This window comes from Stappia sp. ICDLI1TA098 (genome assembly GCF_054880955.1).
On record NZ_JBTZBT010000003.1, the window covers coordinates 155787 to 169362 of the forward strand.

General features: G+C 66.7%; 9 protein-coding genes. 3 read left to right on the top strand and 6 right to left on the bottom strand.

Annotated features, from left to right (window positions below; all coding sequences use genetic code 11):
• Positions 1–26: 26 nt before the first annotated feature.
• From folK to ACSLUQ_RS15760, 4 genes are all read right to left on the bottom strand, one after another.
• Positions 27–524 (bottom strand): 2-amino-4-hydroxy-6-hydroxymethyldihydropteridine diphosphokinase, encoded by a 498-nt coding sequence (gene folK / locus ACSLUQ_RS15745; protein ID WP_417771564.1) that lies wholly within the window; start codon positions 522–524, stop codon positions 27–29.
• Positions 521–1360: a dihydropteroate synthase gene (gene folP, locus ACSLUQ_RS15750; protein WP_461809070.1), complete on the bottom strand. Its 840-nt coding sequence runs from the start codon at positions 1358–1360 to the stop codon at positions 521–523. The genes folK and folP overlap by 4 nt, the downstream gene beginning before the upstream one ends.
• A gap of 232 nt (positions 1361–1592) precedes the next feature.
• Entirely contained in the window at positions 1593–2861 is a 1269-nt protein-coding gene (locus tag ACSLUQ_RS15755; RefSeq protein WP_417771562.1) for a multidrug effflux MFS transporter, read from the bottom strand.
• A complete protein-coding gene (locus ACSLUQ_RS15760; RefSeq protein WP_417771561.1) occupies positions 2858–3316 on the bottom strand; it encodes a MarR family winged helix-turn-helix transcriptional regulator in 459 nt (152 codons plus the stop codon). The genes ACSLUQ_RS15755 and ACSLUQ_RS15760 overlap by 4 nt, the downstream gene beginning before the upstream one ends.
• A 181-nt stretch (positions 3317–3497) precedes the next feature.
• Between ACSLUQ_RS15760 and typA the strand changes: the two genes are divergently transcribed.
• On the top strand, positions 3498–5318 hold the full coding sequence (gene typA, locus ACSLUQ_RS15765; protein WP_417771560.1) for a translational GTPase TypA: 1821 nt from the start codon (positions 3498–3500) through the stop codon (positions 5316–5318).
• A gap of 75 nt (positions 5319–5393) precedes the next feature.
• Here the strand turns inward: typA and ACSLUQ_RS15770 are convergent, their stop codons facing one another.
• Complete coding sequence (locus ACSLUQ_RS15770) at positions 5394–6890, bottom strand: MFS transporter (protein ID WP_461809071.1); 1497 nt, start codon at positions 6888–6890, stop codon at positions 5394–5396.
• Positions 6887–11683, bottom strand: a complete 4797-nt coding sequence (locus tag ACSLUQ_RS15775) for an NAD-glutamate dehydrogenase (RefSeq protein WP_461809072.1) — start codon at positions 11681–11683, stop codon at positions 6887–6889. Before ACSLUQ_RS15775 ends, ACSLUQ_RS15770 begins: the two co-directional genes overlap by 4 nt.
• A gap of 213 nt (positions 11684–11896) precedes the next feature.
• Between ACSLUQ_RS15775 and ACSLUQ_RS15780 the strand changes: the two genes are divergently transcribed.
• The gene (locus ACSLUQ_RS15780) at positions 11897–12481 is read left to right on the top strand and encodes a peroxidase-related enzyme (protein WP_461809073.1); all 585 of its coding nucleotides are present in this window, start codon (positions 11897–11899) and stop codon (positions 12479–12481) included.
• Between the two features lie 141 nt (positions 12482–12622).
• On the top strand, positions 12623–13573 hold the full coding sequence (argC, locus tag ACSLUQ_RS15785; protein WP_461809074.1) for an N-acetyl-gamma-glutamyl-phosphate reductase: 951 nt from the start codon (positions 12623–12625) through the stop codon (positions 13571–13573).
• Positions 13574–13576: the final 3 nt, after the last annotated feature.

Consider the following 13576-nt stretch of genomic DNA (forward strand, 5'->3'; position numbering starts at 1 on the left):
TCTGCTGCACGAGGAAGCTCGCCCTGTCAGGGCAACTTGACGATTTCCTCGCGCCCCGGGCATTCGGCGAGAGCCTCGGCGACTGTGCGACCGTCCCCGAGCGGCGCGTCCGGCCAGATGTCGGCCAGCGGTACCAGCACGAAAGCCCGCTCGCCCATACGCGGGTGCGGGATCGACAGCCCGTCCTCCTCGACGCGCGCGGTTCCGTAGAGCAGAACATCGATGTCGATGAGACGCGGGCCCCAACGCACATCGCGGACGCGCCCGATCTGCTGCTCCACCTCGAGGCAGCGGTCGAGCAGGGCACGCGGCGACAGCATCGTTTCGATCACGGCACAGGTGTTGCGGAAATCATCCTGCGGCACCGGCCCCCAGGGCGGCGTCCGGTAGTCGGCCGAACGCGCCAGAACCTCGATGCCCGGCGTGGCGGAGAGTTCCGCCAGGGCACGGTCGAGGTTGGCGCGGCTGTCGCCCATGTTCGAACCCAGCCCGAGTGCGGCGCGCACCGCCCGCCCCGCGCTCACAGCGCGCCCTCGCTCAAAGTGGCGTGAACGATGCGGGCGGCGTCCGCATGGGGCTGGACATTGTGGACCCGAACCATGCCCGCTCCCTTCATCATCGCAATCGTGTGAAGCGCGAGTGAGCCGAAGAGCCGGTCATCGGCCTCCACGGCCAGGACGGCTCCGATCAGGCGCTTGCGCGAGGCACCGACCAGCACCGGCCGTCCGTGCCGGGCGAAATGCTCCAGCCGGTTGACGATGGCGTAGTTCTGGCGAAGCGTCTTGCCGAAGCCGATGCCCGGATCGAGCATCTGGCGCTCGGCTGGAATGCCGGCACGCTCGGCCAGTTCAAGAGAGCGTTCGAAGAAACGGTCGATGTCGGCGAAGATGTCGACAGTCTCGTCCGCGCCCTCCCGGTTGTGCATCATGATGACGCCTGCACCGGCTTCAGCGACCACATCGGCCATGGCCGGGTCCTTCTGCAGGCCCCAGACGTCATTGACGATGGCCGCGCCCACCGCGCAGGCCCGCCGTGCGATCCCCGACTTGTAGGTGTCGATGGACACCGGCGGCGACAACCGGCACATCTCGGAAATCACCGGCGCAAGCCGCCGCCACTCCTCGTCCTCCGGCACCGGTTCGGCGCCCGGCCGCGTACTTTCGCCACCCAGATCGATCACATCCGCATGATGGGCCGCCATCTTGTGGGCGCTCGCCATCGCATCGTCCGGATCGAGAAAGCGGCCGCCGTCCGAGAAGGAGTCCGGCGTCACGTTGACGATCCCCATGACATGCGGGCGCGACAGGTCGAATGCGCCGCCCGCAAAAGCAAACCGGGTCGGGAAAGGAGTTTCTGTCATCGCAAGTGCATCGCTCGCTTACGCTGGGTGATCCGGCGAGCGCGTCAGGTGCACGCCTCTCCCGGTGCATCGGCGGGGCCAACGTCTCTGCTTGCCTCGCCGTTCATCCAGCGTCTTGCGCGCTTTGCCTTTGATCGTCAAGCCGGCACGCACGACACGAACCGGCGAAGTTCCGGCAGCCGGACATCGAGCGCCCCGCGTCCCCGCCACGGCGCGCCGGGGCAGGCCTTGGCTAGGCGCCCTGCCGGGCATTGTGAATGCCGAGACCGATGTGGGAAAGGACGGCGATGGCGATCATCGACGGCGGAATGATCGCCATGCTGAGCACCGGATCACCGATCGCCGCGGCGACCAGACTGCCCAGAAGTCCCGCACCGAACTGCAGGAACCCCATCATCGCCGAAGCCGAGCCGGCGATCCTGGGGAACCCCTGGAGCGCCGCCGCAGTCGGGGCCGGCAGCGAGACGGCAAGGCAGAACGCGAAGAGGCCGACCGGCAACATCGTGTTGAGGAAACTCGGCTCGGACAGGACCACGCCGCAGACCATCGCCACCGCGGCAATGACCATGCCCGGCAGCGAGAACGGCAGCAGCCGCGACGCATCCACCCGGCCGAGCAGGTAGCTCGTCAGCACCGTGCCGGAGATGAAGGAGCCGGATTGGAGCATCATGCCGAAGCCGAACTGGATCGGCGTCAGTCCGACACGGTCGATGAGGACAAAAGGCAGGATCGAGGCAAGCGTGTAGATGGTTCCGATGCCGAAGCCGACCACCAGGCTCGGTTGCAGATAGCGCGTGTCGGACAAGAGCAGCGCATAGTTCGCGGCGAAACGCCGGGGATGGGCATGGCTGCGGTCCTTGTAGGCATTCGTCTCCGGCAGATAGGCGGTGACGACGACATACAGAACCACGCCGTAGAGCAGCATCGCCCAGAAGATCTGGTGCCAGCCGAACAGTTCCAGCGTGATGCCGCCGATTGTCGGGGCGAGCGCCGGGCCGACCGCCAGCATCATCGCGATGGTGTTCATGATGCGCGCCGAGGACTGCCCGGTGAACTGGTCGCGCACAATGGCGCGCGAGGCTGCGACGCCAACGGAGGCGCCGATGCCCTGCAGCGTGCGCGCAGCGATCATCCAGTCGATGGTCGGGGCAAAGGTCGCGACCAGCGTCGACAGCAGATAGAGCACCAGAAAGACCTGCGTCACCGGCTTGCGCCCGAAGGCGTCGGTCAGCGGCCCGCACATGAGCTGCGTCAGCGCGAAGCCGGTAAAATAGGCTGTCAGCGTCAGCTTGACCATGGACTGGCTGGTCGAGAAGGCCTCGGCAAGAACAGGCATGGCCGGCGTATAGAGCGCCATCGTGATCGGGCCGATGGCGACAAGTGCGGCGCCGAGAATGGCCGTGCGCCGCTCGCCCATGAGCGGCCCTCCGCCCGGGCTTCCCGGTGCGGGCGCGGCGGCGATGCCACCAAGGGCGGCGGAAGACTGTATGGGGGGTGTCATCGTCTGTCGTTTTCGCTGCAGAGGGAAAGATTGCCGAGCATGCGCGTCAGGAGGTCATAGGCCGCGGCCGCCTCCGCATCGCTCATGCCGCGAAGTGTTTCGGCGCGAATGCCGATAGCTACGGAGTGGATATGGTCCAGCACGGGCGCGGCGGCCGAGGTCAGGACGACGCATTTCGCCCTGCGATCCGCCGGATCGGTTCGTCGCTCGACAAGGCCAGCCCCCTCGAGACGGTCGAGAACACCGCTCAGCGTCATCGGCTCGACGCCGAGCCGCTCGGCCAGCGCGGCCTGCCTAAACTCCGGATAGTGCTCGATGAAGGCCAGTGTGCGCGCCTCGGACGCGGTCAACCCGGTGTCCGCCTCCGCCAGCGCACGCTCGAACCGGCGGCGGAGAAGACGAGCGATGTCGCCAACGAGAAATCCGACCGGCCGTGACAAGAGCGCAGGATCCATAAGATCTCCATATTATATGGCATCCTTATCAATTATCCCGAACCTCTGGCGTGTCAAGAGGCGCGGCAACGCCCGTTGCGGAATGCTGCGTTGCACGAAACCGGCCTGAGGTTTATAGAGGGGCCCGAAAAAGCCGCGGGTGCCTTGCGCCCGCGGAAACTGTTTCCGGAGCACCTCACTTATGGATTTGCGCAACATCGCCATCATCGCGCACGTCGATCATGGCAAGACAACCCTTATCGACGTGCTTCTGAAGCAGTCCGGCGCCTTCCGCGACAATCAGCGGACCGAAGAGCGCATGATGGACTCCAACGACCTGGAGCGCGAGCGCGGTATCACCATTCTCGCCAAGGTCACCTCGCTGACCCATGGCGACACGCGGATCAACATCGTCGACACCCCGGGCCACGCCGATTTCGGCGGTGAAGTGGAGCGTATCCTTCACATGGTCGACGGCGTGGTGCTTCTGGTCGATGCCGCCGAAGGCCCGATGCCGCAGACCAAGTTCGTGCTTGGCAAGGCGCTGAAGCTCGGCCTTCGCCCGATCGTCGCCATCAACAAGATCGACAAGCCCGATCAGCGCGCGGAAGAAGTGCTCGACGAGGTGTTCGACCTCTTCGCCGCACTCGACGCCAACGAAGAGCAGCTCGACTTCCCGGTTCTCTACGGCTCCGCCAAGCAGGGCTGGATGGCCACGGACCCCGCGGGCCCGAAGGATTCCATGGATCCGCTTTTCGACCTCGTGCGCGCCCATGTGAAGGCCCCCTCGGCAGAGCCTGGCGCCTTCCGCCTGCTGGCCACCACCGTGCAGTCCAACCCCTTCCTCGGCCGCATCCTGACCGGCCGCGTGGTTTCGGGCGAAGCCGTGCCGAACATGGCAGTGAAAGCCATCTCGCGCGATGGCAAGGTCGTCGAGACCGGCCGCATCTCCAAGGTTCTCGCCTTCCGCGGCCTTGAGCGCCAGGCCATCGAAAAGGGCGAGGCGGGCGACATCGTCTCCATCGCCGGCCTGTCCGAGGCAACCGTCTCCGACACGATCTGCGCTCCGGAGTTTTCCGATCCGCTCCCCGCCCAGCCGATTGATCCGCCGACGCTGTCCATGACCTTCCGCGTCAACGACGGTCCGCTCGCCGGAACCGAGGGCGACAAGGTCCAGTCGCGCGTCATCCGCAAGCGGCTGATGGACGAGGCGGAAGGCAACGTCGCGCTCAAGATCGAGGACGCCGCGGACGCGGACGCCTTCGTCGTGGCGGGTCGCGGCGAGCTCCAGCTTGCCATCCTGATCGAGAACATGCGCCGCGAAGGCTTCGAGCTGTGTGTCGGCCGGCCCCGTGTGGTCTTCCAGACGGGCGAGAACGGCGAGCGTCTCGAGCCCATCGAGGAAGTCATCATCGACGTCGACGAGGAGCATTCCGGCGTCGTCGTGCAGAAGCTCTCCGAGCGGAAGGCCGATCTCCTTGAGATGCGTCCCTCCGGCGCCGGACGCACGCGTCTTGTCTTCCACGCCCCGACCCGCGGCCTCATCGGCTACCAGTCGGAGCTTCTGTCCGACACGCGCGGCACGGCCATCTTCAACCGCCTGTTCCACGCCTATGCGCCGCACAAGGGCGATATCCCGGGCCGTCACACCGGCGTTCTGATCTCCAACGGCGACGGCGAGGCGGTGGCCTACGCGCTCTTCAACCTCGAAGACCGCGGCCCGATGCTCATCGATGCCGGCGTCAAGGTCTACCGTGGCATGCTCATCGGCGAGCACACCCGCGGCAACGACCTTGAGGTCAACGTGCTGAAGGGCAAGCAGCTCACCAACGTGCGCGCCTCCGGCAAGGACGAGACCGTGCGCCTGACGACGCCGATCCGCCTGTCGCTGGAAGCCGCGCTCTCCTACATCAACGACGACGAGCTCGTCGAGGTGACGCCGCAAAACATCCGTCTGCGCAAGGCCCTGCTCGACCCGCATGACCGCAAGCGCGCCGAACGCGCCGCGAACAAGACGGCCTGACACGGCGATCTGATACGGCGATTTGGCCGGCAACGGTCGCAAGCAGACAGCCACGGAAACGCAATCGGGCGGGAGCTACTGTTCCCGCCCGTTTTCATTTGCCCCGCCTGAACCGCCGATGCGGCTGACGAGAACCAGCCCGGCGCAGAAAAAGACGACGATCACCGTCATGCCCGCCGCCTGGCTGGCGGTCAGTGCCGTGACGATGCCGACGAGCGCCGGCGCCATGAAGCTTGTCACCTTGCCGGAAAGCGCGAAGAGGCCGAAATAGCGCGTCAGCGAGGCCGGCGGCGCGACATCGACCAGAAGCGTGCGCGAGGCCGCCTGCAGCGGACCGGCCGCCGCGCCCAGGATCGCGCCAAAGGCCAGGAACACCTGCTCGGAAACGCTGCCGAAAAGCGCATCTCCTGGCTGAGGCGGGGCGACCTCGACCACGAAGAACACCGTGTCCGCGTCCACCGACACGAGCCCCAGCCCGCAGGCGATGAGAACGACGAGCGCTCCCGCGATCACCCGCTGCGGCCCTATCCGGTCGTCAAGCCGGCCCCCGATGAAAGCGCCGAGCGTCCCGGTGACCGTCAGCAGAATGCCGAAGGTGCCGATCTCGATGCTCGACCAGCCGAGCACGCCTGCGGCATAGATCCCGCCGAAGGCAAAGAGCGCCACGAGGCCGTCCTTGTAGATCATGTTGGCGGCGAGGAAGACGGCAACGGTCCTGTTCGAGCGGACCTCGCGCAGCGTCGCTCCAAGATCTCCGAGCCCTGCCCGTGCCGCGTCGAGAAGACGGACCGGGCGGTGCGGCATATCCGGCACGAAGAGAAACAGCGGCAGCACGAAGGCGACGTACCACAGCGCCGCGAACGGACCCGAAGCCCGGTCTCCGGCGCGTGTCGCCGGGTCGAGACCGAAGAGCGGATCGAACCCGAGCAGTGTGCGCCCCGTGTCCGGACTGGCGGCCATGAAGCCGAGCACCAGCACCAGCGAGATCAGCCCGCCGACATAGCCCAGCGCCCAGCCGCTGCCCGAAAGCCGCCCCAGCTTCTGGCGCGGCACGAGGTCGGGCATCATCGCATTTGTGAAGACCGTCGCGAATTCCGCCCCCAGCGTCGCCACGGCGAAGCCTGCGAGCGCGAACGCCACCGCATGAGGCGTATCCGGAGAGGCCAGCCCAAGGACCAGCGATCCGAGAACGAGCGGAACGGAAAAGGCGGCGATCCAGGGTTTTCGGGCGCCCGTGCGGTCGGCGATGGCGCCAAGCACCGGCGCCAGCACCGCGATGCAAAGTCCCGCCGCCGCCGTTGCGTATCCCCACAAGGCCTGGCCTTCGGCAGGCGTGGCGGCAACCGCGGAGGCGAAATAAGGCGCGAAGACGAAGGTGGTGACAAGCGTGAAGAAGGGCTGCGCCGCCCAGTCGAAGAAGAGCCAGCTCCAGATGGCCTTTCGCCCGACCGGAGCGAGGCCGAGAGCGGCGCCGCCCCCGGCAAGCTGCTCGACGCCGACACCGGCCGCGATCGGCCCCTGCGTACCGGCCGGGGAAGGAAGCTCACCCTCCCCCGGCCGGGTACCTGTCATCGGGCAAGTTCGGCGAGAAGGCCCGCCGCGACGGAGAACTTGGACACCGACAGTTCACCCTCGATGATCTCGTTGGCCGCGCGCGCGGTGCGCATGACCCGCGCCTCATTCGCCCCGAGCCAGTTCTCGAACCCGTCGGCAGCCAGCGCCTCGACCGTCACCTCGCGGTGAGCCCGGTCAAGCGTTGCCTTGGCCCGGTCGAGCGCCAGCCCGTCATAGTAGTCGGAGATGCTCAGGTCGCGGGCCTTGGCCTCCATCACGCCAAGGCGGAAGTGGCCGGCGACCTTGAAGAACACCTCGGCCACCTCCCTGAGGTCGCGGCCGCTCTGCTCCGCGATCAGGATGATGTCCGGGATCTCCGTCTCTATCGGCAGCCGCGCGATGCGCGCGGCAAGCGGACCGGGCACCCCCGCCTCGGCGAGGCGCACGGTCTCGGCCTCGATCTCAGCCTTCGCCGAAGCCTCGACGACAGAACTGACCGTCGGCGCGAGCGCGTCGATGCCGGTCCGGAAGCGCGACACGACGCTCTCCAGCCCCGCCTCGAACGAGACGTTGCGCAGGAACCAGACCGTCTGCTCCAGGACCAGATCCTGCACCGCGCGGTAGAGCTCGATCTGCAACGCCCCGTCGATGCGCGCGTCGAGGGCATCGATCTCGCCGTTGAGGGTGGTGAGCTGATAGGCATCGCGCACCGCCGCGAATGCCTGGGCCACCTGCGCCGGATCGGCGCCGGTCTGGTCGGCGATCCGGGTCGGGAAGGTCGGCCCGCCCCGGTTGATGATCGAGTTGGCAAGCATCGTGGCGATGATTTCGCGCCGCAGCCGATGGCCGCGGATCTCGTCCGCATAGGCCTCTTGCATCTCCGGCGGGAAGTAGCGGAACAGCTCGCGCGCCAGATAGGCGTCATCCGGCACCGGGCTGTCCAGCAGCCGGTCGAACAGCGTGATCTTGGCGTAGGCGAGCAGCACGCCGATTTCCGGCCGTGTCAGCGCGCAATCGGACGCCGCCAGCTCATCCAGCGCCGCCTCGTCGGGAAGCTGCTCGACCACGCGATCAAGCAGGCCCGCCTGTTCGAGCTGACGCATCATCCGCCGCTGGTAGCCGAACTCTTCCATCCCGCGCGATTCCGCCAGCGAGATCGCCAGCGTCTGCAGGTAGTTGTTGCGCAGGACCAGGCCCGCGACCTCGTCGGTCATCCGTGCCAGAAGCGTGTTGCGATCGGCAACGGACAACGCGTTCGCGCGCACAGCCGCGCCGAGCGCGATCTTGATGTTGACCTCCATATCCGACGAGTTGACGCCCGCCGAATTGTCGATCGCATCGGAGTTGCAGCGTCCGCCGCGACGGTTGAAGGCAATGCGGGCCTTCTGGGTCATGCCGAGGTTGGCGCCCTCGCCAATGACCTTCGCCCCGACCTCGCCGGCCGTGACGCGGATCGCTTCGTTGGCGCGGTCACCGACGTCGGCGTCGCTTTCCGAAGCCGCCCGCACATAGGTGCCGATGCCACCGAACCAGAGCAGGTCCACCTGCATCTTGAGGATGGCGTTCATCACTTCCTGGGGCGTCGCCTTGGCCTTCGCGATGCCGAGCAGCTCCTGCAACCGCGGCGACAGGTCGATCGACTTGGCCTGGCGCGAGAAGATACCGCCGCCCTCGGAGATGAGCGAGGCGTCATAATCCTTCCACGAGGAGCGGCCGAGTTCGAAGACCCTCTTGCGCTCGGCCCAGCCGGTCTCCGCGACCGGATCCGGATCGAGAAAGATATCGCGGTGGTCGAAGGCGGCGACCAGCAGGATCTCCTTCGACAGCAGCATGCCGTTGCCGAAGACGTCGCCCGACATGTCGCCGACGCCGGCGACCGTGAAGGGCTCGCTCTGGATGTCGCGGTTCATCTCGCGGAAATGGCGCTTGACCGCCTCCCAGGCGCCCCGCGCGGTGATACCCATCTTCTTGTGGTCGTATCCGGCCGAGCCGCCCGAGGCAAAAGCGTCGCCGAGCCAGAAATTGCGGCTTTCGGAGATGGCGTTCGCCGTATCGGAGAAGGTTGCGGTTCCCTTGTCGGCGGCCACCACCAGATAGGGGTCGTCGTCGTCGTGACGCACCACCCGCTCCGGCGGCCAGACCTTGTCGCCGCTGAGGTTGTCGGTGATGTCGAGCAGCGACGAGACGAAGATCTTGTAGGCCTTGGTGCCCTCGGCGAAGATCTCGTCGCGGGTGCCGCCCGCCGGCAGATGCTTGGGCACGAAGCCGCCCTTGGCGCCGACAGGCACGATCACCGCGTTCTTGACCTGCTGGGCCTTGACCAGGCCCAGCACCTCGGTGCGGAAGTCCTGCGCCCGGTCGGACCAGCGCAGGCCGCCGCGCGCCACCTTGCCGAAGCGCAGGTGCACACCCTCGACCCTCGGGCTGTAGACGAAGATCTCGCGGTACGGACGCGGCCGCGGCAGGTCCTCGATGCGCTGCGGATCCAGCTTGAAGGCGAAGGTCTGCTTCGGCTTTCCATGCGCGTCGTGCTGGAAGAAGTTGGTGCGCAGCATCGCTTCGATGATCCCGCCAAAACTGCGCAGGATGCGGTCGTCATCGAGGCTCTCGACCTTGTCGAGACTGGCGGTCAGCTCGCTCTCCACCCGCGCGGCGCCGAGCGAACGGTCCTTGCCGTCGAGATCCGGGTCGAAGCGCAGGTGGAACAGCTCCACCAGCCGCGTCGCCACCTCATGGTAGCGGTTGAGCGTGCGCCACATGTAGTCCTCGGAAAAGCGGATGCCGGCCTGCCGCAGATAGCGCGACAGCGCCCGCAGCATGGCGATGTCGCGCCAGGCGAGCCCGCCGTTGAGGGCAAGAGCGTTGTAGCCGTCCGATTCCGTGTCGCCCCGCCAGATGGCCAAAGACAGCGCTTCCAGCCTCTCGCGCAGATCCTGCGTCAGGTCGATGGGATCGCCCGAGGCCGGCTCCAGCGTCAGGTCGTGCAGATAGGCGAGAGGCCTGTCCGCCGGCGTGATCCGGTAGGTCCGCTCGTTGATGACCTTGAAGCCCATGTTCTCCAGAATCGGCACCCGCGCCGACAGCGGAATCGGCAGGACATGATGAAAGACCTTGAGGAAGATGCGCTTTGGCGGATCCTGCTCGCGGCGCGAGAACCTCAGAGCGGTGTCGGCCGTCTCGCTCAGCGTCTCGACGATGCGAATGTCGGCAAGCGCCGCATCCGCGTCGTAGACCTCCCGGTAGCCCGCCTGGAAGGCATCCGCATACCGGTTGGCGATGTCCATCGCCTTGTTGCCGCCATAGGCGCCGCGCAGGGCCTCGCGGAAGCCATCGGCCCAGGTACGCACAATGCCGGCAACCGCCTGCTCCAGTGTCTCCTGGCTCGGATCCGGGGTCTCGCCCTGGTCGCGACCGATGATGAAATGCACCCGCGCCAGCGGCCCCTCGGGATAGGACACGTACCAGGCCGAGAGCCGGCCGTCATAGACCCCGGCAAGGAAAGCGCCGATCTTCAGGCGCACCTCGGTCGTGTAGCGGTCGCGCGGCACGTAGCAGAGGATCGACACGAAACGGTCGAACTTGTCGCGCCGTGCAAGCACCCGGATACGCGGCCGCTCGTCGAGCTGGAGGATGGCCGTGGCGAAGTCGTAGAGAAGATCCGGCTCGATCTGGAAAAGCTCGTCGCGCGGATAGCTCTCCATGACGTTCATCAGGGCCCGCCCCGAATGGCTGTCAGGGTCGTAGCCGGCGCGTGCGAGCACGGAATCCACCTTGCGGCGAAGGAACGGAATGCTCTTGGTCGACAGCGTGTAGGCCGTCGCGGTGAAGAGGCCGACGACGCGCAGCTCGCCGACGAGTTCTCCCGCGTCGTCGAAGAGCTTCACGCCGATATAATCCATGTGGACGCGACGATGGACCCGGCTCTTGACGTTGGCCTTGGAAACGATGAGCGGCTCGGGCTTCATCAGGAAGTCGCGGATCTCGGGGGTGATCACCACGAATTCCGATCCGCGCCGCAGCACCCGAACCTCGGGGTCGGCCAGAAGGCCGAGGCCGGAGCCTTTCTTGTGCGACAGCTCGCCGGCGGCGACACCGCCCTCGAAATAGTATTCCCGCATGCCGAGGAGGATGAAGTTGTCGCCCTCCACCCACTCGAGAAACTGGATCGCCTCCGCCAGCTCATCGACGGAAACCGGCGGCGGGCTGTCCTTGTAGGTCGCGATGGCGGCGTGCAGGCGCTCGCGCATCGGCGCCCAGTCGCGCACCGCCGCGCGCACGTCGTGCATCACCAGCTCAAGCCGCTCGGCCAGCTGGTTGCGCTCGATGTCCGCGTCGATGCGCGCAACATGGATGTGAATGAGGCTCTCGCGACGGCCGCCCTCGATCCTGGACTTGCCGCCGCCATGGCACGAAACGAGGGCGCCGTTGCCGTCACGGGTCACTGTCAGGATCGGGTGAAGCACGAGACGAACCTCGAACCCGCTGGCCTGCAGCTCGTCCATGACCGAATCCACCAGAAACGGCATGTTGTCGTTGAGGATCTCGACGACGGTCACGTCGCCGGCATGGCTCCCCTCCCCGGTTGGGGCGGGATTGTAGACCGTGATCCGATGCGTGTCGGAAGCATGCTTTGTCAGTTGCGCCCAGGCCTTTCGCGCGATCTCCGCGAGATCGGCGGCCGTGTAGCTGACAACGTCCTCGGCCGCGCCGCGCGCGAACAACTCGCGCGCGAATGCACCGGGCTCGGGCTCCATACCCTCCACCACCGCGTTGATCAGGCTGATTTTCGCTTGCTCTCGTGCGTCGGGCATTGTTCCCTCACCATCCAGCCCGGCCGGTGCCGGCCAGGTTCTCCTTGGTCCGTCCGCGCAGCCGGGCGCGAGTCGTGGGACACCCCTGGCTGCGCGACCATGCTAGGACGATACTATTGAAGAAGAAATGACTTCCAGTGGCGATCGGCACGAAACCCGTCCCGAGCCGCGCGCGAGGCACGGAAGTCGCATGAAAAGGGGAGGAGTTTCACCATGAATGACACAATCACCGCCGCCGCCCGGCCGATCGCGCTCGACCTCGAGCAGGAGACCCCTCTGAGCCCGCAGACCGAGGCCTATTTCGCCAAGTGCCGCGAGAAGCTCGGCATGGTCCCCAACGTGCTCGCGGCCTATGCGTTCAACGAGGACAAGCTCTCCGCCTTCACGGCGATGTACAACGACCTGATGCTCGGCGACAGCGGCCTGTCCAAGCTGGAGCGCGAGATGATCGCCGTCGTCGTCTCGGCCGTGAACCGCTGCTTCTACTGCCTGACCGCCCATGGCGCGGCGGTGCGTCACCTGTCCGGCGACCCCGAGCTCGGCGAGCTGATGGTCATGAACTACCGCGTCGCCGACCTCTCGCCGCGCCATCGCGCCATGCTCGACTTCTCCGTCAAGCTGACCGAGAAGCCGCAGGAGATCCTCGAGGCGGACAGGCAGGGCCTGCGCGACGCCGGCTTCTCCGACCGCGACATCTGGGACATCTCCAGCATCGCCGCCTTCTTCAACATGTCGAACCGCGTCGCCGCGGCAACCGACATGCGCCCCAACGCCGACTATCACGCGATGGCGCGCTGATCCAAGGCCCGACGTCTCCAAGGCCCAACGTCTCCACGGATCGACGTGCGACGGACATGACAAGCGGGACGGGTCTGGTGTAGAAAGCCGGTCTTGCCGGCGGGCAATCCGCCGGCGATCCCTCAACTGGAGTTTGGAGCCATGGTCGCGAAAGTGTTCATCGACGGCGAAGCCGGCACGACGGGTCTGCAGATCCGCGAGCGCCTCGGCCGCCGTCGTGACATCGAGCTTCTGTCCGTCGCCCCGGAGCGGCGCAAGGACATCGGCGCGCGCGCCGAGCTGCTGAACTCCGCGGATGTGGCCATCCTCTGCCTGCCGGACGATGCGGCGCGCGAAAGCGTCAAGCTGATCGAAAATGACACCACCCGGGTGATCGACGCTTCCTCGGCGCACCGCGTCGCCGAGGGATGGGACTATGGCTTCGCCGAGATGGCCGCAAGCCAGACCGCCGCCATCGCCGCTTCGAAGCGGGTCACCAATCCAGGTTGCTATCCGCAAGGGGTGATCGCCTGCATCCGTCCGCTGATCGAGGCCGGCCTGCTGCCGGCGGACTTCCCCGTCACGGTGAACGCCGTTTCCGGCTATTCGGGCGGCGGCCGGCAGATGATCGAGGCCTATGAGGCCGATGGCGCGCGCAATCCGGCCTTCCTGCCCTATGCGCTGACGTTCCGGCACAAGCATCTGCCGGAGATGACGCGCTATGCCGGCCTGGCCTCGACGCCGATCTTCGTGCCGAGCGTCGGAAACTACGCGCAGGGCATGGTGACGGCGGTTCCGCTGCGCCTCGAGACCCTTGCCCGGGTGCCGAGCGCGCAGGAACTCCACGCAGCCCTCGATGCGCATTACCGTGCGCTGGAGGGCTCCTTCGTCGACGTCGCCCCGCTCGGCCAGGCAGACCGCGTCGCCGAACTCGACCCGGAGACCTTCAACGGCACCAACCGCATGCGCCTGCATGTCTTCGCCAGCGAGGATCGCGCGCAGGTCGTCCTGATGGCCGTCTACGACAACCTCGGCAAGGGCGCGTCCGGCGCCGCCGTGCAGAACCTCAACCTGATGCTCGGCGTCGCGGCCGACGAGAGCCTCGCGGCCTGAACC

Excerpts from the sequence above, each read along its gene's own strand:
- argC (WP_461809074.1), top strand. The coding sequence starts at position 12,623 with ATGGTCGCGAAAGTGTTCATCGACGGCGAAGCCGGCACGACGGGTCTG.
- folP (WP_461809070.1), bottom strand. The coding sequence starts at position 1,360 with ATGACAGAAACTCCTTTCCCGACCCGGTTTGCTTTTGCGGGCGGCGCA.
- ACSLUQ_RS15755 (WP_417771562.1), bottom strand. The coding sequence starts at position 2,861 with ATGACACCCCCCATACAGTCTTCCGCCGCCCTTGGTGGCATCGCCGCC.
- typA (WP_417771560.1), top strand. The coding sequence starts at position 3,498 with ATGGATTTGCGCAACATCGCCATCATCGCGCACGTCGATCATGGCAAG.
- ACSLUQ_RS15775 (WP_461809072.1), bottom strand. The coding sequence starts at position 11,683 with ATGCCCGACGCACGAGAGCAAGCGAAAATCAGCCTGATCAACGCGGTG.
- ACSLUQ_RS15770 (WP_461809071.1), bottom strand. The coding sequence starts at position 6,890 with ATGACAGGTACCCGGCCGGGGGAGGGTGAGCTTCCTTCCCCGGCCGGT.
- ACSLUQ_RS15780 (WP_461809073.1), top strand. The coding sequence starts at position 11,897 with ATGAATGACACAATCACCGCCGCCGCCCGGCCGATCGCGCTCGACCTC.
- ACSLUQ_RS15760 (WP_417771561.1), bottom strand. The coding sequence starts at position 3,316 with ATGGATCCTGCGCTCTTGTCACGGCCGGTCGGATTTCTCGTTGGCGAC.